Below are 17,680 nucleotides of genomic sequence, written 5' to 3'. Positions count from 1 at the left end.
AAAAGTCATGCAGGCCAATGAAAAAAAATATGACTTGATGCGCTCTGCGATTGCCGGGCAAAGAGGCTTTTCCCTGGTTGAGCTTCTAGTGGCCTTGGTAATCGGTTTGATTATCATCTTGGGGGCTGGGCAGCTCTTCCTCACAGGATTTCTCAATTTTCATCAGGTGCAGCTTCTCGGTGAGAAACAATCGGCGTTAACCTATGCTACAGAAACCTTGATAAGAGATATTCGTAGGGCCAAAACTATCAGTGTAAATGCAGGTGGGGATGAGTTGTTGTTAGCTGTAGCCAATCGCGGCGATATGGAAAGCTGTAGTGATAATGTAAAAAAGAAGTATGCTGTTGAAGCTGATAATGGTAAGTACTCTCTGAAAGTTTATGTGGGTTGTGGCTCTTTGGCAGGAGTTACACCCCAGCCTATCGCATCCGGCTTTTACTCCAGCGGTTTTTCTGCATTTGAGACTTCATCCGGCGTTTGGGAGCTTACTTTTAACCTCCTCTCCGATAGTAGAGATCCAAGCCAGAGAGAGTCGCTAACCTTTCATGCTGTCAATAGAACATCTGCAATGCAGTCCTTAGGTAGCTGATCCTGGAGGTTTCATTGGGGCCACTGGTTGAAGTTTTTGTGAGGTGATGTATGGCTAATCAGAAAGGTGCGGCGCTGATCGTGGTGCTTTCTCTGTTGGTGGGCTCGTTGGTCATTGGGCTGTCGAGTATGCAGTCCTCCCTAGTGGATGAGCGGCTTGCGGGCAATCAGAAGCTTGCTTCAGAGGTTCAGATGGCGGCGGAAGAGGCTGCTGCAATCGGGTTAGAGAGGTTTCGAGATATCTCTAGCATGTCAGGTGCTGAGCCTGGTGATGACGCTAGTGTATTGTTTGGGATTCTAGTTAGTGATGATTGCGATATTTATGATTTGTTTCTAGATATAGATTCGGTAGTGCCGAGGCATGAGATTAAATCGTCAATAATAAGTTCTCACGTGCCGGATTGGAGTGATATGCTTGATGATGTTATTGATAGTGGCTCTCCATGTCCCAGCTATTCAGGATGGCCAGCAGATGAGACGCATTATGAGGAGCCAGATTATTCAGCTATATATTCTGATATAAAAACTGAGCTCTCTGTATTGTGCGAAGCTCCAATTCAGTGCGCGTATAGGTTTGTAATGTTTGAAGGCAATCCATATGTTTTGGGCGTTGCTCATTATGAAGAAAACGGCCAGGTTCTTGCCGAGAGTCGACCGGTTTTTGTGGAGTTGGAGCTCAGCGATCCACCGAGTAATTTAAGCTGGATTTTTGACGCTCCACCCATAACTCTTCTGTCTTATATTGCCAACTTGAGTGTCAATGGCGCTAATAACCTCACGCTTGAAGGGGTTAATGGTCCAGATATTTTAGCCGACGCCGGAAATGTAGATGCTCTATATCAAGGTTTCCTTGATGGGAATGAAAATAATATAAAATTTGAGCCTGAAGTTGCTGAGATTGATTTAAATGAATTTGGTTTGAGCGATCTTATTCCTGTGATACAGACTCTTAAAGAGCTTTCTGATATGGGCGCTCCAGGCATTACGTTTGTCACTGAAAATCCTGATATGGATGCGGTCGAAGATGGAGTTCTGGTGGTTGGTAGTGATTTTGTTTGGAATGGGACTCATGATTTTAATGGCACCATTATAGTCCTTGGGCCTTCTGCGGATTACAATGGTATGGGTCAAAGTGAATTTCTTGGGTCTTTTATACACGCTCCGTTGAAATTGAAATATCCTGAATATGGTTGGCTTGACGCTGATGAGTATGTTGATTTTAGTAAAGTTGAAGAATTTAAGGTAGATGATTGGAGGTTCTTGGAGTCAACTGATACTACTCAGACAAGTTTTGACTTTAACGGCCTTGGTAAGGCGCTTCTAAAAAATGATTCTGATGTTTTGATTGGCGTTTCTGATAATGTTTATGGTGAATTAGCAGATGCTGATGTTGTCAGCTGGGAACAGGATTGAGTGACTGTTTTTTTAGGTTTTTGGCTTAGCAGTTCTCGGGGGTATTTGGAACACTCCTGATGCGACCGAAGTTGCTTACTATTACTTCTACCCCGGTTTTATAGTGGCCGCATATGCTAAACGTCCCATTATGGCCAGCTGGTCTACCCAGCTGGCCATATCGTATGGGACGGTTGTCTTTGCGATAGGTTACTTGTGGAACTCTACTTTCCTGCATTATCCGGAGCACATCGCCATCCACTGTGCCGCCATCTGCACGCCCTTCGATGATCACCAGCGGTAGGGACCAGTCGCTATTGTTGCAGGTCAATTGGTCTGTGCTCGGACAGACGGTGATCGTGGTTCTGCGTGTAATGGCTACATTTCGAGCCAGATTGAGTGCTGTCGTTAGACGCAGCACCTCCGCGGCGACTTCATTCCTTGCCGTAAACTGCTGAAAGTTCGGAATGCCCACGGTGGCGATAATGGCCAGCACGGCAATGGCGACGATCAACTCGATGAGTGTCAGGCCGTGCTGGCGAGAAGAAGAAAGAGGGAAGTTGACAGCAGGGCGCATGGTGCCCTCCCGGCGGTGGCCTGTTCGAGGAGTCCTTTCTTCAGGCTAGCCGGGAGGTAATGCCGCGCCGTAGGCGATCGCCGACAGCGGCTGTGCGCTATCATTGCGGGAGGTCGGCGAGGTCATCCTCAGTCGAGAGGGTTAGTCCCCGCCCTTGTCGTTGTTCCCTTCCTTGCCTTCTTGCTGCTTCTCTTCCTTCTGCTCTTCTTTCCTTTCTGCCAGGTACTTGTCGCGGTGATCACCGGAGCAGAACCAGTCGCCTCGCTCACGCAGGGCGTCGTCCTCGGGCAGGTGCACCTGGCACCAGCTGCAGCGCACCATGCGATTGCCCTGGTCGTCGCCTTCCTGTGGCGGGCCTTCGCGGTCGAGTTTCCATTCGCGGTACATGCCGTAGAGCTTCAGGCCGGCGATGAATATCACGGCGAAGATGATCAGGCGAATCAGCAACAGGTTCATTCCTTTCGGGACTCCCAGGTAGGGGTGGCCGGCTTTGCCACTCGGCCGCCCTTGCGGGACAATGGCGGATATCCATCGATTCTCGAGAGATTTCCAAGCCCATGCAAGACCTGACCCTGGTGATGGCTCAGCTCGACCCGCTGGTCGGCGACATTCCCGGCAACGCCGACCTCGCCATCGAGACCGTGCGCGAGGCACGCATCGAGCATGGTGCCGATATCGTGGTGCTGCCCGAACTCTTCCTGAGCGGCTACCCGCCGGAGGACCTGCTGCTGCGCCCCTCCATGGAGACCCGCCTGCGTCATGCCCGGGCCCACATGGCCGAGAAGATGGCCCGCGACGTCATGGTCATCGTCGGCTACCCGGGGCGCCGCGAAGGGCAGAACTGGAACCTGGCCGGGGTGCTCTACAACGGCGAGTGGCTCGACGAGTACGCCAAGCAGGCGCTGCCCAACTACGAGGTGTTCGACGAGCAGCGCTACTTCGCCACCGGCAACCAGCCGCTGGTGGTGGAGCACAAGGGGGCCCGGTTCGGCATCCTGATCTGCGAGGACATCTGGAGCGAGAAACCGGTCCGCCAGGCCCGTGATGCCAGCGCCCAGATACTGGTCACCCTGAATGCCTCGCCTTTCCACCAGGACAAGCCCGCCGAGCGCCTGGCGCTGCTCGAGGCGCGGGCCCGCGAGGTGGAACTGCCCATCGTCTACGTCAACCAGATCGGCGGCCAGGACGAGCTGGTCTTCGATGGCGGCTCGGCCTGCGTCGATGCCCGGGGCGAGCTGAGGGTGCAGGCGCCCCACTGGGCGGTGGGCCTGATGCCGGTGCAGTTCGTGCGCGACGCCCACCACTGGGTGCCCCAGCCGGGCGAGACCGAGCCCGAGGTCGAGCCGGAGGAGAACCTCTACTGCGCGCTGGTCACCGGCCTGCGCGACTACGTCAACAAGAGCGGCTTCCAGGGCGTGGTGCTGGGGCTCTCCGGCGGCATCGACTCGGCGCTGTCGCTGGCCATCGCCGTGGATGCCCTGGGCCCGCAGCGCGTCCACGCGGTGATGATGCCCTACCACTACACGGCGGACATCTCGAAGCAGGACGCCGCCGAGCAGGCCGAGCTGCTCGGGGTCGGCTACGAGGTGCTGCCCATCGAGCCGATGGTCGAGGCCTTCATGGCGACCCTGGCCGAGAGCTTCGCCGGCACCGAGCGGGACACCACCGAGGAGAACCTGCAGTCGCGCTGCCGCGGCGTGCTGCTGATGGCGATCTCCAACAAGAAGGGCCTGATGGTGCTGACCACCGGCAACAAGAGCGAGATGGCGGTGGGCTACGCCACCCTCTATGGCGACATGGTCGGGGGCTACAACGCCATCAAGGACGTCTACAAGACCTGGGTCTACCGCCTGGCGCGCTGGCGCAACACCCAGTCGCCGTCGATCCCCGAGCGGGTCATCGAGCGGCCGCCCTCCGCCGAGCTCGCCCCCGACCAGCAGGACAGCGACACTCTGCCGGGCTACGACGTGCTCGACGCCATCCTGGTGCGCTACATCGAGGGCGACATGAGCGCCGAGGCGATCATCGCCGCGGGCTTCGAGCACGAGGACGTCTACAAGGTCGTCAAGCTGGTGGATCGCTGCGAGTACAAGCGCCGCCAGGCGCCGGTGGGGGTGCGCGTCACCCGCCGCGGCTTCGGCCGCGACCGCCGCTACCCGATCGTCAACGGCTGGCAACCGGGGGACTGACGGCGCCAAGCCGTTAGCACCGGGCCAATCGAAACGAGAAACGCCACCCCCTTTCGGGCGGTGGCGTTCTGCTGTCAAGGGGGCAGGGTCAGTGCGAATGCGAGACGTGCTGCTCCAAGCGTTCGGCCAGCCAGATCTTGATGATCGACTGACGGGTGACGCCGAGACGCGCGGCCTCCCGGTCCAGCGAGTCGATCATCCAGGTCGGGAAATCGACGTTGACGCGCTTCTGCTTTCTGAGCGGACGACTGGCTTGCGACAAGTCGAGCTCATCGATGATGTCGTCACTGTCATCGAAGCGGTTATCGAGATCATGGGCTTTCATAGAGGGCTACCTCACTGCTACGCGAACGTCTGACCGAGATCAGGCGAATGCGTTTACCGCGGTACGTGATGATGCCGGACCAGTGCTTGCCATCGATCCTGCCAATCACGACGAAACGTGGCTCATCCATCGTTTTGGCCGGGATCTCAAGCAAGTCCGGGTCTTCCCAGAGACGCTGGGCCTCGACAAATTCGATGCCGTGCTTGTGCCGGTTAGCTTCGCTCTTGTGCGAGTCGAACTCGAAGGCGTCCATGAATAAAAAGTATACCTTTTTTATATCCATGGAAAATGTATTTGTTCAAGGCGGGGTACAAGAATCGGTGTTGCGTTTGCCTGCCCGGGAAGTGACCACGGCGCCGACGCCGAGCTGCTCGGAGACGAGCGGAGGGTATCGAGGCAGTACACGAAAAACCCCACCGGGCTAAGCCTCTGGTGGGGTTACTTGCTACTTGAACCTAGACTCTGCTTGGCAGCTTGGCAGCTTGGCAGCTTGGCAGCTTGGCAGCTTGGCAGCTTGGCAGCTTGTCGTCAGGCCGAGAGGGCGTCGGCCTTGACGTGCTCCGGGCGGAAGGTGCGGCCGCGCAGGCGCTCGTGGTTCGGGGCGTTGTCGATCAGCACCTGCAGGGTCTCGCGGGCGCGGTCGCGCATCTCCAGGCCCAGGTAGCCCTCCACCATCACCGCCAGGGCGTCATGGGTGGCCGCGGACTGCGGGTAGTGCTCGATCACCCAACGGCCGCGCTCCACGGCGGCCAGGTAGGCCCCCTTGCGCAGGTAGAAGTCGGCCACGTGCAGCTCGTGGCGGGCCAGCACGTTGCGCAGGTAGACGATGCGCTGCTGGGCGTCCGGGGCGTACTGGCTGTCCGGGTAGCGCTGGATTAGCTCGCGGAAGTCGCCGTAGGCATCGCGGGTGGCGCCCAGGTCGCGCTTGGCGATGTCGATCAGGCGCAGCCGCTCGAGGCTGAAGCGCCCCGCCTGCCAGGCGGCCAGGCCACGCATGTAGTAGGCGTAGTCCGCCTGGGGGTGGTCCGGATGCAGGCGGATGAAGCGGCTGGCGGCGGCGCGGGCGCCTTCCCAGTCGTCGGTCTCGTAGTAGGCGTAGATCAGCTCCAGCTGCGCCTGCTGGGCATGCTCGCCGAAGGGGTAACGGGTATCGATGGCCTCGAGCCGGTTGATGGCGGTGGTGTAGCGGCCATCCTCCAGGGCCTCGCGACCCTCCTCGTAGAGCTGGCGCTCGGCGACGCCCTCGAGTTCGTCATCCTGGGAACCGTTGCTGGCGCAGCCGGCCAGCAGGACGCCGGCCAGCAGCAGGGACGCCAGACGGGCGGGGGAGGTGATAACGCGCATCGTGATCCTCGTGTCTAACAACCTGGACGGCCGTGGTAGAATCGGCCTCAATCCGCCCACTATAAAGCACCTTGCAGCGAAACGCAGTCATCGCTCCCGGTGCGCAAAGAGCCCTGTCCCGACCCATGTCCCAGACCTTCGAAGCACAGCATCGCGTTCCCGAACGCATGGCCGGCCTGCGCCTCGACCAGGCCGCCGCCGAACTCTTCGCCGACCTTTCCCGGGAGCGGCTCAAGGCCTGGATCAAGAGCGGGGCCCTGACCCTGGACGGCCGACTGGCCAAACCCAAGGACAAGGTCTACGGCGGCGAGGCCCTGGCGCTGGCCGCCGAGATCGAGGACGACACCCGCTTCGAGCCCGAGGACATCCCCCTGACGGTGGTGTACGAGGACGGCGAGGTGCTGGTGATCGACAAGCCGCCGGGCCTGGTGGTGCATCCCGCCGCCGGCAACCCCGACGGCACTCTGCTCAATGCCCTGCTGCACCACGACCCGGCGCTGGCGGCTATCCCCCGGGCGGGCATCGTGCACCGCCTGGACAAGGACACCAGCGGGCTGATGGTGGTGGCCAGGACCCTGGCCGCCCAGACCGCCCTGGTCGAGCAGCTCCAGGCGCGCAGCGTCTCGCGGGAGTACGATGCCGTGGTGGTCGGGGTGATGACCGCCGGCGGCACCGTGGACGCCCCCATCGGCCGCCACCCGCGCGACCGCAAGCGCCAGGCGGTGAACGCCTCGGGCAAGCCGGCGGTGACCCACTACCGGGTGGTGGAGCGCTTCCGCGCCCATACCCATGTGCGCTGCAAGCTCGAGACGGGCCGCACCCACCAGATCCGCGTGCACATGGCCCATGCGCGCTATCCGCTGATCGGTGACCCGGTCTACGGCGGGCGCCTGAAGCTGCCGGCCGGCGCCGGCGAGACCCTCAAGGAGATCCTGCGCGAGTTCTCGCGCCAGGCGCTGCATGCCCGCAAGCTGGCCTTCGTGCACCCGGCCAGCGGCGAGCGAATGGCCTTCCGCGCGCCGCTGCCGGATGACCTGCTGATGCTGCTCGACTACCTGCGCGAAGACCGCGAGACCATGCGCTAAGGACCCCGTGATGAGCGATACCTTCGACCTGCGCCCGACACCGATCCTGCCCGACTGGCCGGCGCCGGAGAGCGTGGGCGCCTTCGTCACCACCCGCGAGACCGGCCCCAGCCAGGGTCCCTTCGCCGCCTTCAATCCCGCCGAGCACCTGGGCGACAATCCGGACCACGTGGCGCTGTGCCGCCGTCAGCTGGAGAAGGAGGTCGGCGACGGCCGCTCGCTGCTGTGGCTCGACCAGGTGCACGGGGCCCGGGTCCAGCAGGCCTACTCCGGCGCCCGGCCCCAGGCGGACGCCGCCGTGGCCACGAATCGTGACTACGCCTGCGTGGTGCTCACCGCCGACTGCCTGCCGGTGTTCCTCTGCGACCGCCGCGGCGAGCGGGTGGCGGTGGCCCATGCCGGCTGGCGCGGGCTGGCCGGCGGCGTGATCGAGGCCACCGTGGGGGCGATGGGCCTGCCGCCGGAGGAGCTGATGGCCTGGCTGGGCCCGGCGATCTCCAACGCCCAGTTCGAGGTCGGCCCCGAGGTGCAGCAGGCCTTCGTCGGCGTGCACCCGGAGGCCGAGGCGGCCTTCGATCCCAGCCCCTACCGGCTCGGCCACTACATGGGCGACCTCTACAAGCTGGCGCGCCTGCGCCTCGAGCGCCTGGGCGTCGCCCATATCAGCGGCGGCCACTTCTGCACCGCCTGCGAGTCCCGCTTCTACTCCTACCGCCGCGACGACGGCCTCACCGGCCGCATGGCCAGCGTGATCTGGTTGCGCTGAAAACAGCGCCGAGCGCCGAGCTGCAAGCGCCAAGGAACCCCTGGCTTGCTTCCTGCGCTTTCGAGCTATCCTGCTTGGCCGCTTGGCCGCTTGGCCGCTTGGCCGCTTGGCCGCTTGGCCGCTTGGCCGCTTGGCCGCTTGGCCGCTTGGCCGCTTGGCCGCTTGGCCGCTTGGCCGCTTGGCCGCTTGGCCGCTTGGCCGCTTGATCAGCGTCAACTCCTCACCCCCTTTCCCTGGCCGCCGACTTGAAAGCCGGCCACGCTGACTCCATTGAGTCTGTCAAGACACATTGACAGGGCCAAACGGTGCGTCCGACCGCGCCGTCACCCCGATGGAGGAAAGCGAATGCGATTCGACAAGTTCACCGCCAGGCTGCAGAACGCCGTGGCCGATGCCCAGTCCCTGGCCGTGGGGCGCGGCCATAACCAGCTGGAGCCCGGCCACCTGCTGCTGGCGCTGCTGGAGGCCACCGATACCGGCGTCAAGGCGCTGATCCAGAAGGCCGGTGGCGATGCCGCCCGGCTGCGCGACGGCCTGGTGGGCCACCTCGACGACCTGCCCAGGGTCGCCAACTTCGACGGCGAGGTGCAGCCCTCCCGCGACCTGATCAAGCTGTTCAACCTCACCGATCGCGAGGCCCAGAAGCGCGGCGATCAATACATCGCCAGCGAGCTGGTGCTGCTTGCGGCACTGGAGATGGGCCACGCCGTCAGCAAGCTGCTCAAGCAGGCGGGTGTGACCCGCCAGTTGCTGGAAACCGCCGTGGACAGCGTGCGCGGCGGCGAGAAGGTCGATGACCCCAACGCCGAGGACCAGCGCGAGGCGCTGGAGAAATACACCCTGGACCTCAACGAGCGCGCCGCCAGCGGCAAGATCGACCCGGTGATCGGCCGCGACGACGAGATTCGCCGTACCATCCAGGTGCTGCAGCGGCGCACCAAGAACAACCCGGTACTGATCGGCGAGCCCGGCGTGGGCAAGACCGCCATCGTCGAGGGCCTGGCCCAGCGCATCGTCGACGGCGAGGTGCCGGAGGGGCTCAAGGACAAGCGCGTGCTGTCGCTGGACATGGGCGCGCTGCTGGCCGGGGCCAAGTTCCGCGGCGAGTTCGAGGAACGCCTCAAGTCGGTGCTCAAGGAGCTGTCCCAGGAAGAGGGGCGGGTGATCCTGTTCATCGATGAGCTGCACACCATGGTTGGCGCCGGCAAGGCCGAGGGCTCCATGGATGCCGGCAACATGCTCAAGCCCGCCCTGGCCCGCGGCGAGCTGCACTGCGTGGGCGCCACTACCCTGGACGAGTACCGCAAGTACATCGAGAAGGATGCCGCCCTGGAGCGTCGCTTCCAGAAGGTGCTGGTGGACGAGCCCTCCGAGGAGGACACCGTGGCCATCCTGCGCGGCCTCAAGGAGCGCTACGAGGTGCACCACGGCGTCGACATCACCGACGGCGCGATCATCGCCGCGGCCAAGCTCTCGACCCGCTACATCACCGATCGCCAGCTGCCCGACAAGGCGATCGACCTGATCGACGAGGCCTCCTCGCGCATCCGCATGGAGCTCGACTCCAAGCCCGAGGAGATGGACCGCCTCGATCGCCGGCTGATCCAGTTGAAGATGGAGCGCGAGCATCTCAAGAAGGAGACCGACGAGGCCTCGAAGAAGCGTCTCGAGAGCCTGGAGGAGCAGATCGAGGAGCTTTCGCGCGAGTACGCCGACCTCGACGAGATCTGGAAGGCCGAGAAGGCCAGCATCCAGGGCGCGGCCCAGTTCAGAGACGAGCTCGACAAGGCGCGCATCGACCTGGAGCAGGCGCGCCGCCAAAATGACTATGGCCGCATGTCGGAACTCAAATATGGAATAATTCCCGAACTCGAGCAGAAGATCGCCGAGAGCACCGAGGGCGAGGCCGACACCGCCAGGCACCAGCTGCTGCGCTCCAACGTCACCGAAGAAGAGATCGCCGAGGTGGTCTCGCGCTGGACGGGCATCCCGGTCGCCAAGATGCTCGAGGGCGAGCGCGACAAGCTGCTGCGCATGGAGGAGGCGCTGCACGAGCGGGTGATCGGCCAGGACGAGGCGGTCACCGCCGTGGCCAACGCCGTGCGCCGCTCCCGCGCAGGCCTCTCGGATCCCAACCGGCCCAACGGTTCCTTCCTGTTCCTCGGCCCCACCGGGGTGGGCAAGACGGAGCTCTGCAAGTCGCTGGCGAACTTCCTCTTCGATACCGAGGAGGCGATGGTGCGCATCGACATGTCGGAGTTCATGGAGAAGCACTCCGTGGCGCGGCTGATCGGCGCGCCTCCCGGCTATGTCGGCTACGAGGAGGGCGGCTACCTGACCGAGGCGGTGCGTCGCAAGCCCTACTCGGTGCTGCTGCTCGACGAGGTGGAGAAGGCCCATGCCGATGTCTTCAACATCCTGCTGCAGGTGCTGGAGGATGGCCGCCTGACCGACGGCCAGGGCCGCACCGTGGACTTCCGCAACACGGTGATCGTGATGACCTCCAACATGGGCTCGGACATCATCCAGCGCATGGGCGGCGACGATTCGGACTATGCGCAGATGAAGGAGATGGTGATGGCGGTGGTCGGCGACCACTTCCGCCCCGAGCTGATCAACCGCATCGACGAGGTGGTGGTCTTCCACGCCCTCGGCCAGGCGCAGATCCAGGCCATCGCCGAGATCCAGCTCGACCGCCTGCGCGCGCGGCTCGCCGAGCACGAGCTTTCTCTCGAAGTCAGCGAGGCGGCGCTGGTGCTGCTGGCCGAGGCGGGCTTCGACCCGGTGTTCGGTGCCCGGCCGCTCAAGCGGGCGATCCAGAGCCGCATCGAGAACCCGCTGGCCCAGGACCTGCTGGCCGGGAAGTTCTCGCCGGGCGAGGTCATCCATGTGGAGGCGGAAGGCGACCGGCTGGTGTTCCAGAGCTGAGGCCGCACGCCGTAAAGCAGCGTCACACTGCGCCACAAAGCGTTACCTTGCCGCCCGGGCGACCGGCCGGCAACGGTCTATACTTTTCTTCAGGTTGCGTCCTGTAACCCCCTTGCCCGTCCCTCCCCGCGAGTGGACGGGCTCTTTTATGGGGCCCGTTGTGCCATATTCGGCTTGCCGGATGGCCGATCATGGGCTACCCACGCCGTTTTCGCGGTTGACACTTCCACAGTGCTAATGGAATCTTGACCCTTCCTGATACGGGCGCGGACTCCAGCGGGCAATCCCCCATTCCCGCGCGAAGGGTGGGCCGAGCGCCTCTACCCGCCGAAGGACTTCCGGCTCCGGGCCAACCGCCCGGGTCGGCCAACGCCCCCGACGCGGTGAACCGCCGTGAAGGGAATCGCTGATTCATGTCGCAATGCATCAGCGTTCCCGAAAGAGTGCAGGCCCCAACAGGGCTTTTTGCCAGGGTTTGGCATCAGGTGCCGGCATGGCCGGCAGCGGCATACCGCCGCACTCGACTTCGTGTCCACGCGGTGGGCGCGGATCGCACTCGAGACCTCCAGGGGAGATACATCTGTGGAACTGCTTTCCGGCGCAGACATGATTGCCCGCTTCCTCCAGGACGAGGGCGTCGAATACATCTATGGGTATCCCGGGGGGGCGGCGCTGCACATCTACGACGCGCTGTTCCGCCAGGACAAGGTCAAGCACATCCTGGTGCGCCACGAACAGGCGGCTACCCACGCCGCCGACGGCTACGCCCGGGCCTCCGGCAAGCCGGGCACGGTGCTGGTGACCTCCGGCCCCGGGGCGACCAACGCCGTCACCGGCATCGCCACCGCCTACATGGACTCGATCCCCATGGTGGTGCTGTGCGGCCAGGTGATGAGCCACCTGATCGGTGACGATGCCTTCCAGGAGACCGACATCGTCGGCGTGACCCGGCCGATCGTGAAGCACAGCTTCTCGATCAGGCACCCGACCGAGATTCCCGAGGTCCTCAAGAAGGCCTACTACCTGGCTGCGACCGGCCGGCCCGGGCCGGTGGTGGTGGACATTCCCAAGGACATGACCGCACCCACCGAGCGCTATGAGTACGTCTACCCGAAGAAGGTCAAGATGCGCTCGTACAACCCGGTCACCCGCGGGCATACCGGCCAGATCAAGAAGGCCGTGGAGCTGATGCTCAAGGCCCGGCGCCCGGTCTTCTACACCGGCGGCGGCGTGGTCACCGGCAACGCCAGCGAAGGGTTGACCGACCTGGTCCAGCGGCTGGGCTATCCCATCACCACCACCCTGATGGGCATCGGTTCCTACCCGCAGAGCGACCGCCAGTGCCTGGGCTGGCTGGGCATGCACGGCTCCTATGAGTCGAACATGGCCATGCATCATGCCGACCTGATCATCGCCATCGGCGCGCGTTTCGACGACCGCGTCACCAACAACACCTCGAAGTTCTGCCCCACCGCCAAGATCGTCCATGTGGACATCGACCCCAGTTCTATCTCAAAGACCGTACGCGCGGATGTGCCCATCGTCGGCCCGGCCGGCAGCGTGATCAACGAGATGATCAGCCTGGTGCAGGGCAAGGAGATCGCCAATCCCGAGGCCCTGGCCGACTGGTGGAAGCAGATCGACGGCTGGCGCGAGGAGCGCCGCGACAAGCTCTATGAGCCCTCCCGGCCCGGCGAGCCGATCAAGCCCCAGGAGGTCATCGAGGCGCTGTGCCGGGTGACCCGCGGCGAGGCCTACGTGACCACCGACGTCGGCCAGCACCAGATGTTCGCGGCCCAGTACTACAAGTTCGACAAGCCCAAGCGCTTCATCACCTCCGGGGGGCTGGGCACCATGGGCTTCGGCTTCCCGGCGGCCATGGGCATCAAGCACAACTTCCCGGAGGAGCAGGTGATCTGCGTCACCGGCGAGGGCAGCTTCCAGATGATGATGCAGGAGCTCTCGACCTGTAAGCAGTTCGGTGGCGGGGTGAAGATCGTCAACCTCAACAATGCCTCGTTGGGCATGGTGCGCCAGTGGCAGGACCTCAACTACAAGTCCCGCCATGCGCACTCCTACATGGAATCGCTGCCCGACTTCCAGCAGTTGATCGGCGCATATGGCTTCACCGCGCTGCGGGTGGAGACACTGGCGGATCTCGAGCCGGCACTGGAACGTGCTTTTGCCGACACGCACGAGCTGGTGTTCCTCGACGTTCTCGTCGACCCGCACGAGCACGTCTATCCGATGCAGGTGCCCCTGGGCTCCATGCGTGACATGCTGCTTTCCAAGACGGAGCGGACCTGATGCGCCATATCATCTCGATTCTGATGGAAAACGAACCGGGCGCCCTGTCACGCGTGGTGGGGCTGTTCTCCCAGCGCAACTTCAACATCGAAACGCTGAACGTGGCACCCACCGAGGACCCGAGCCTGTCGCGGTTGACCGTGACCACCGTGGGCGACGACCGGGTGATCGAGCAGATCACCAAGCACCTCAACAAGCTGATCGACGTGGTCAAGCTGGTGGACCTGACCGAGGGCAACCACATCGAGCGCGAGCTGATGCTGATCAAGGTCAAGGCGCTGGGCTCGGCCCGCGACGAGGTCAAGCGCACCGTGGACATCTTCCGCGCGCAGATCGTCGACGTGACACCGAGCCTCTACACGGTGCAGATCACCGGCGACGCCGGCAAGCTGGATGCCTTCCTGCAGGCCATGGCGCCGGTGGGCATCCTCGAGGTGGCGCGCACCGGGGTGTCGGGGATTGCTCGCGGCGATAAAGTGCTGTCTCTGTAGCGGTTCCTGAAAGAGTGCCATCTGCCAAAATGCAAAGGCCGCCCTTCGAGGCGGCCTTCGTGATTGGGGCTCAGCGCTCCACCACCTCGTCCCAGAGGGCGGCGATCAGCGGACTCTTCAGACGGCGCTCGAGCACGCAGAGCCCAACGTCGTAGTGGGGCAGCTCCGGCTTGACCGGCAGGACCCTGACCCGCTCCGCCAGGGGGCTGGTATCGAGCACGATGCGCGGCACCACGCCGACGCCGAACCCCAGTCCCACCATGCTGACGATGGCCTCGTGGCCGGCCACCTGGGCATAGATCCGAGGCGCCACGCCCAGTGCGCGAAACCAGGTGTCGCTGTATTGGCGCGACAGGCCGGCCTCGGAGAGGATCATGGGCACGTCTCGCCACTGTTCGGCGGAGGGCGACTCGGGCGTGGGGGGAATCCAGTCATGGGCCTCGTGGGGCGCGATGAACACCAGCGGCGAGCGCGTCAGCGACTTGAAGGCCAGGGCATCGGGGGCCTGGCGCGGCCGCGGGGTGATGGCCATGTCCTCGTTGCCGGCCAGTACCCGGGGCAGGGACTGGGCCGGGTCTCCGGTGTGCAGCTTGAGCTCGATGCCCGGATGGCGGGTGCGGAACTCGCTGAGCAGCTCGTAGAGGAAGCTGTAGCTGGCAGTCACCGAGCAGTAGATGCTGATTTCGCCGGTGAGGGTGCGCGCCTCGCTCATCAGCGATTGGCGCAGCCGTTGCCACTCCTCCAGGGTGTCCCGGGCATAGCCCTGGAAGGTGCGGCCCTGACGGGTCAGCACCACATGGCGGTTGTCACGCTCGAAGAGGCGCACGCCCAGGCTCTCCTCGAGCTGGCGGATGGTGCGCGAGAGCGTCGAGGGGCTGACGTGGCAGGCCTCGCTGGCGCGGCCGAAGTGCAGGGTCTCGGCCAGGGCGAGGAAGTGCTTGAGGGGGCGCATGTCCATGTCGGCAGTATTGCATATTTCGGGATGTGACATTGCAAATATCGCGTTTTACGCAACACGAGAGCTGGCGTAAGCTGACTCCATTGGCTGCAACGAATTCTCTATATCACAATCCGGCGCCGCGACAGACGGCGCGGGTGGCCATCAACGCTGACCTCGATTCCACGCTATTATTTTCAGGAGACCCCCTATGCGCGTCTACTACGACAAGGACTGCGACCTCTCCCTTATCCAGGGCAAGAAGGTGGCCATCGTGGGCTACGGTTCTCAGGGCCATGCCCACGCCAACAACCTCAAGGAGTCCGGCGTCGACGTCACCGTCGCCCTGCGCGAAGGCTCCTCCTCCGCGGCCAAGGCCGAAGCCGCCGGCCTCAAGGTCGCCTCCGTCGAGGACGCCAGCAAGAACGCCGACGTGGTGATGATGCTGGCGCCGGACGAGAACCAGAAGGCCATCTACGAGAACCAGATCGCGCCGAACCTGGCGCAGGGCGCCACTCTGGCCTTCGCTCATGGCTTCAACATCCACTACAACCAGATCGAGCCGCGCAAGGATCTGGACGTGGTAATGATCGCGCCCAAGGCCCCGGGCCACACCGTGCGCTCCGAGTTCGTGCGCGGCGGCGGCATCCCGGACCTGATCGCCATCCACCAGGACGCCACCGGCAACGCCAAGGAGCTGTCGCTCTCCTACGCGGCGGCCATTGGCGGCGGTCGCAGCGGCATCATCGAGACCACCTTCCAGGACGAGACCGAGACCGATCTGTTCGGCGAACAGGCCGTGCTCTGCGGTGGCGCGGTCGAGCTGGTCAAGGCCGGCTTCGAGACCCTCACCGAGGCGGGCTACGCCCCGGAGATGGCCTACTTCGAGTGCCTGCACGAGCTCAAGCTGATCGTCGACCTGATGTACGAGGGCGGCATCGCCAACATGAACTACTCCATCTCCAACAACGCGGAGTATGGCGAGTACGTGACCGGCACCGAGGTGATCAACGAGCAGTCCCGCGCCGCCATGCGCAATGCGCTCAAGCGCATCCAGACCGGCGAGTACGCCAAGATGTTCATCAACGAGGGCAACAGCAACTATCCCTCGATGACCGCGCGTCGCCGCCTGAACGCCGAGCATCCGATCGAGCAGGTCGGCGAGAAGCTGCGCGGCATGATGCCGTGGATCGCCGCCAACCAGCTGGTCGACAAGTCGAAGAACTGATCTCCCGATCCGTTACGGCTGAGGCGAGGGCGCGGGTTTCCGCGCCCTCGCTGCGTCTGGTCTCGCCATCGTGAGTCGTCGGGCGCTCTGTGTGTAGAATGGGGTGACACCCAAGCCGATGGAAGAGACAGATGAATCGGGATTCGCACCACAGCGAGCAAGAGCCGGACCAGCCGAGAGACGAGGACCTGGCGAGCACCTTCATGCGCGAATCGGAGGTGATCGAGGAGGCCGAGGAGGGCGGCAGGAAGGTGCGGCGCAAGGGCGTTTACCTACTGCCCAACCTCTTCACTACCTCGGCCCTCTTCTCCGGCTTCTTCGCCATGGTGGCAGCCATCAACGGCGACTTCACCACGGCCTCCATCGCCATCTTCATCGCCATGGTGCTGGATGGCCTGGACGGTCGGGTGGCTCGCCTGACCAACACCCAGAGTGACTTCGGTGCGGAGTACGACAGCCTCTCCGACATGCTCTCCTTCGGCGTGGCGCCGGGCCTGGTGGCCTTCATCTGGATCCTGCAGGACATCGGCAAGACCGGCTGGGTGGTGGCCTTTCTCTACGTGGCCTGCGCCGCGCTGCGCCTGGCGCGCTTCAACGTGCAGATCGGCAGCGTCGACAAGAAGTGGTTCATCGGCCTGCCCAGCCCCTCGGCGGCGGCCCTGGTCGCGGCTAGTGTCTGGACCTTCCACAGCTTCGATGCCGATGCCTTCGGCTTCAAGCTGCTGATGCTCTTCGTGGTGGGCGCCGCGGGGGTGCTGATGGTCAGCAACATCCGCTACTACAGCTTCAAGGACGTGGACCTCAAGGGGCCGGTGCCCTTCGTCTTCCTGCTGGCCATCGTGCTGGGCTTCGTGGTCATCTCCATCGAGCCCTCGGTGATGTTGCTGCTGCTGTTCGGTGCCTACGTGGTCTCCGGGCCGGTGATGGCGGTGGTGCGCAAGCTCAAGCATTCACCGTCCACGGACTGAACCGGGTCGCCCTCCCCACGACGCCCGCCTCGCGCGGGCGTTTTCGTCTCTGCCGGCGGGCCAAGTCATCCACAGGCGGTCGGCGCGACATATTTCTTCCCGAGGGTCTTGCGCGGTCCCGTGGGAATCCGTAGAGTACGCACTCGCTGCCGGCAACGGGCAACGTTGCAGGCGGTGATGAGTGGCAAAAGTGCTTGTTTCCATTTGGGTTTTTCGAAGAAGTTCTGGAAATTCCCGCTTGACGAACTCGCCGCATTCGGTAGAATGCCCGCCACTCGTGACAGAGGCCCGCTAAGGGCTCTATCGGCCGCCATCTCGATGGCACGATGATCGCCCAGGACGCTTCTTCGGAACGCCTCGCAGGGTTGACACCGACAGCCGATCACGTAGAATACGCCTTCCTCGCAGGGCGCCGACGAGACCGCCGCTTCATCGGAAGCAGCCGGGCACGACGGCAACAGCGAGACGCTCCGCGCTTTCTTCATTCGAGCCCGGAGCCGCTCTTTAACAATCGATCAGGTAATTCATGTGGGCGCTTGTCGGGATGTTGGTGAC

The 17,680-nt window shown here is 63.2% G+C and carries 16 protein-coding genes; 10 read left to right on the top strand and 6 right to left on the bottom strand.

Annotated features, from left to right (window positions below):
- Positions 1 to 7 precede the first annotated feature (7 nt).
- Positions 8 to 589, top strand: coding sequence for a prepilin-type N-terminal cleavage/methylation domain-containing protein (locus OP498_RS12465; protein WP_280553741.1), 582 nt, complete (start codon positions 8 to 10; stop codon positions 587 to 589).
- Between the two features lie 50 nt (positions 590 to 639).
- Complete coding sequence (locus tag OP498_RS12460) at positions 640 to 2,001, top strand: PilX N-terminal domain-containing pilus assembly protein (RefSeq protein WP_280553740.1); 1,362 nt, start codon at positions 640 to 642, stop codon at positions 1,999 to 2,001.
- Positions 2,002 to 2,026: 25 nt separating this feature from the next.
- Here the strand turns inward: OP498_RS12460 and OP498_RS12455 are convergent, their stop codons facing one another.
- The gene (locus OP498_RS12455) at positions 2,027 to 2,557 is read right to left on the bottom strand and encodes a GspH/FimT family pseudopilin (RefSeq protein WP_280553739.1); all 531 of its coding nucleotides are present in this window, start codon (positions 2,555 to 2,557) and stop codon (positions 2,027 to 2,029) included.
- Between the two features lie 141 nt (positions 2,558 to 2,698).
- Positions 2,699 to 3,013, bottom strand: a complete 315-nt coding sequence (locus tag OP498_RS12450) for a PP0621 family protein (RefSeq protein WP_280553737.1) — start codon at positions 3,011 to 3,013, stop codon at positions 2,699 to 2,701.
- Between the two features lie 101 nt (positions 3,014 to 3,114).
- Between OP498_RS12450 and OP498_RS12445 the strand changes: the two genes are divergently transcribed.
- A complete protein-coding gene (locus OP498_RS12445; RefSeq protein ID WP_280553736.1) occupies positions 3,115 to 4,746 on the top strand; it encodes an NAD+ synthase in 1,632 nt (543 codons plus the stop codon).
- 88 nt (positions 4,747 to 4,834) lie between these two features.
- Here OP498_RS12445 and OP498_RS12440 read toward each other — a convergent pair whose 3' ends face one another.
- The 3 genes from OP498_RS12440 to OP498_RS12430 all read right to left on the bottom strand — a co-directional run bounded on the left by OP498_RS12440 (position 4,835) and on the right by OP498_RS12430 (position 6,415).
- Positions 4,835 to 5,071, bottom strand: a complete 237-nt coding sequence (locus tag OP498_RS12440; RefSeq protein ID WP_280553735.1) for a CopG family transcriptional regulator — start codon at positions 5,069 to 5,071, stop codon at positions 4,835 to 4,837.
- Positions 5,058 to 5,324 (bottom strand): BrnT family toxin, encoded by a 267-nt coding sequence (locus OP498_RS12435; RefSeq protein ID WP_280553734.1) that lies wholly within the window; start codon positions 5,322 to 5,324, stop codon positions 5,058 to 5,060. Before OP498_RS12435 ends, OP498_RS12440 begins: the two co-directional genes overlap by 14 nt.
- A gap of 275 nt (positions 5,325 to 5,599) precedes the next feature.
- Entirely contained in the window at positions 5,600 to 6,415 is an 816-nt protein-coding gene (locus tag OP498_RS12430) for an outer membrane protein assembly factor BamD (RefSeq protein WP_280550561.1), read from the bottom strand.
- A 125-nt stretch (positions 6,416 to 6,540) separates the two neighbouring features.
- Between OP498_RS12430 and rluD the strand changes: the two genes are divergently transcribed.
- From rluD to ilvN, 5 genes are all read left to right on the top strand, one after another.
- Positions 6,541 to 7,500, top strand: a complete 960-nt coding sequence (rluD, locus tag OP498_RS12425; RefSeq protein WP_280550563.1) for a 23S rRNA pseudouridine(1911/1915/1917) synthase RluD — start codon at positions 6,541 to 6,543, stop codon at positions 7,498 to 7,500.
- Between the two features lie 10 nt (positions 7,501 to 7,510).
- Entirely contained in the window at positions 7,511 to 8,266 is a 756-nt protein-coding gene (gene pgeF, locus OP498_RS12420; protein WP_280550565.1) for a peptidoglycan editing factor PgeF, read from the top strand.
- A 345-nt stretch (positions 8,267 to 8,611) separates the two neighbouring features.
- Complete coding sequence (clpB, locus tag OP498_RS12415; RefSeq protein WP_280553733.1) at positions 8,612 to 11,194, top strand: ATP-dependent chaperone ClpB; 2,583 nt, start codon at positions 8,612 to 8,614, stop codon at positions 11,192 to 11,194.
- Between the two features lie 582 nt (positions 11,195 to 11,776).
- The gene (locus OP498_RS12410) at positions 11,777 to 13,501 is read left to right on the top strand and encodes an acetolactate synthase 3 large subunit (protein ID WP_280550569.1); all 1,725 of its coding nucleotides are present in this window, start codon (positions 11,777 to 11,779) and stop codon (positions 13,499 to 13,501) included.
- Positions 13,501 to 13,992, top strand: coding sequence for an acetolactate synthase small subunit (ilvN, locus tag OP498_RS12405; protein ID WP_280550572.1), 492 nt, complete (start codon positions 13,501 to 13,503; stop codon positions 13,990 to 13,992). Before OP498_RS12410 ends, ilvN begins: the two co-directional genes overlap by 1 nt.
- A gap of 70 nt (positions 13,993 to 14,062) precedes the next feature.
- On the opposite strand, the gene ilvY is transcribed toward ilvN, so the two are convergent.
- On the bottom strand, positions 14,063 to 14,950 hold the full coding sequence (gene ilvY / locus OP498_RS12400) for an HTH-type transcriptional activator IlvY (protein ID WP_280550579.1): 888 nt from the start codon (positions 14,948 to 14,950) through the stop codon (positions 14,063 to 14,065).
- Between the two features lie 190 nt (positions 14,951 to 15,140).
- Here ilvY and ilvC point away from each other — a divergent pair, with 190 nt between their 5' ends.
- Positions 15,141 to 16,157 carry a ketol-acid reductoisomerase gene (ilvC, locus tag OP498_RS12395; RefSeq protein WP_280550574.1) on the top strand — a complete coding sequence of 339 codons (1,017 nt, stop codon included), beginning with the start codon at positions 15,141 to 15,143 and terminating at the stop codon, positions 16,155 to 16,157.
- Positions 16,158 to 16,288: 131 nt separating this feature from the next.
- Positions 16,289 to 17,125 (top strand): CDP-diacylglycerol--serine O-phosphatidyltransferase, encoded by an 837-nt coding sequence (gene pssA, locus OP498_RS12390; protein ID WP_280550577.1) that lies wholly within the window; start codon positions 16,289 to 16,291, stop codon positions 17,123 to 17,125.
- Positions 17,126 to 17,680 lie beyond the last annotated feature (555 nt).

It is taken from the genome of Halomonas sp. 25-S5 (assembly GCF_029889845.1).
Lineage (GTDB): Bacteria > Pseudomonadota > Gammaproteobacteria > Pseudomonadales > Halomonadaceae > Halomonas.
This window is presented reverse-complemented; position numbering and strand designations above follow the sequence as displayed.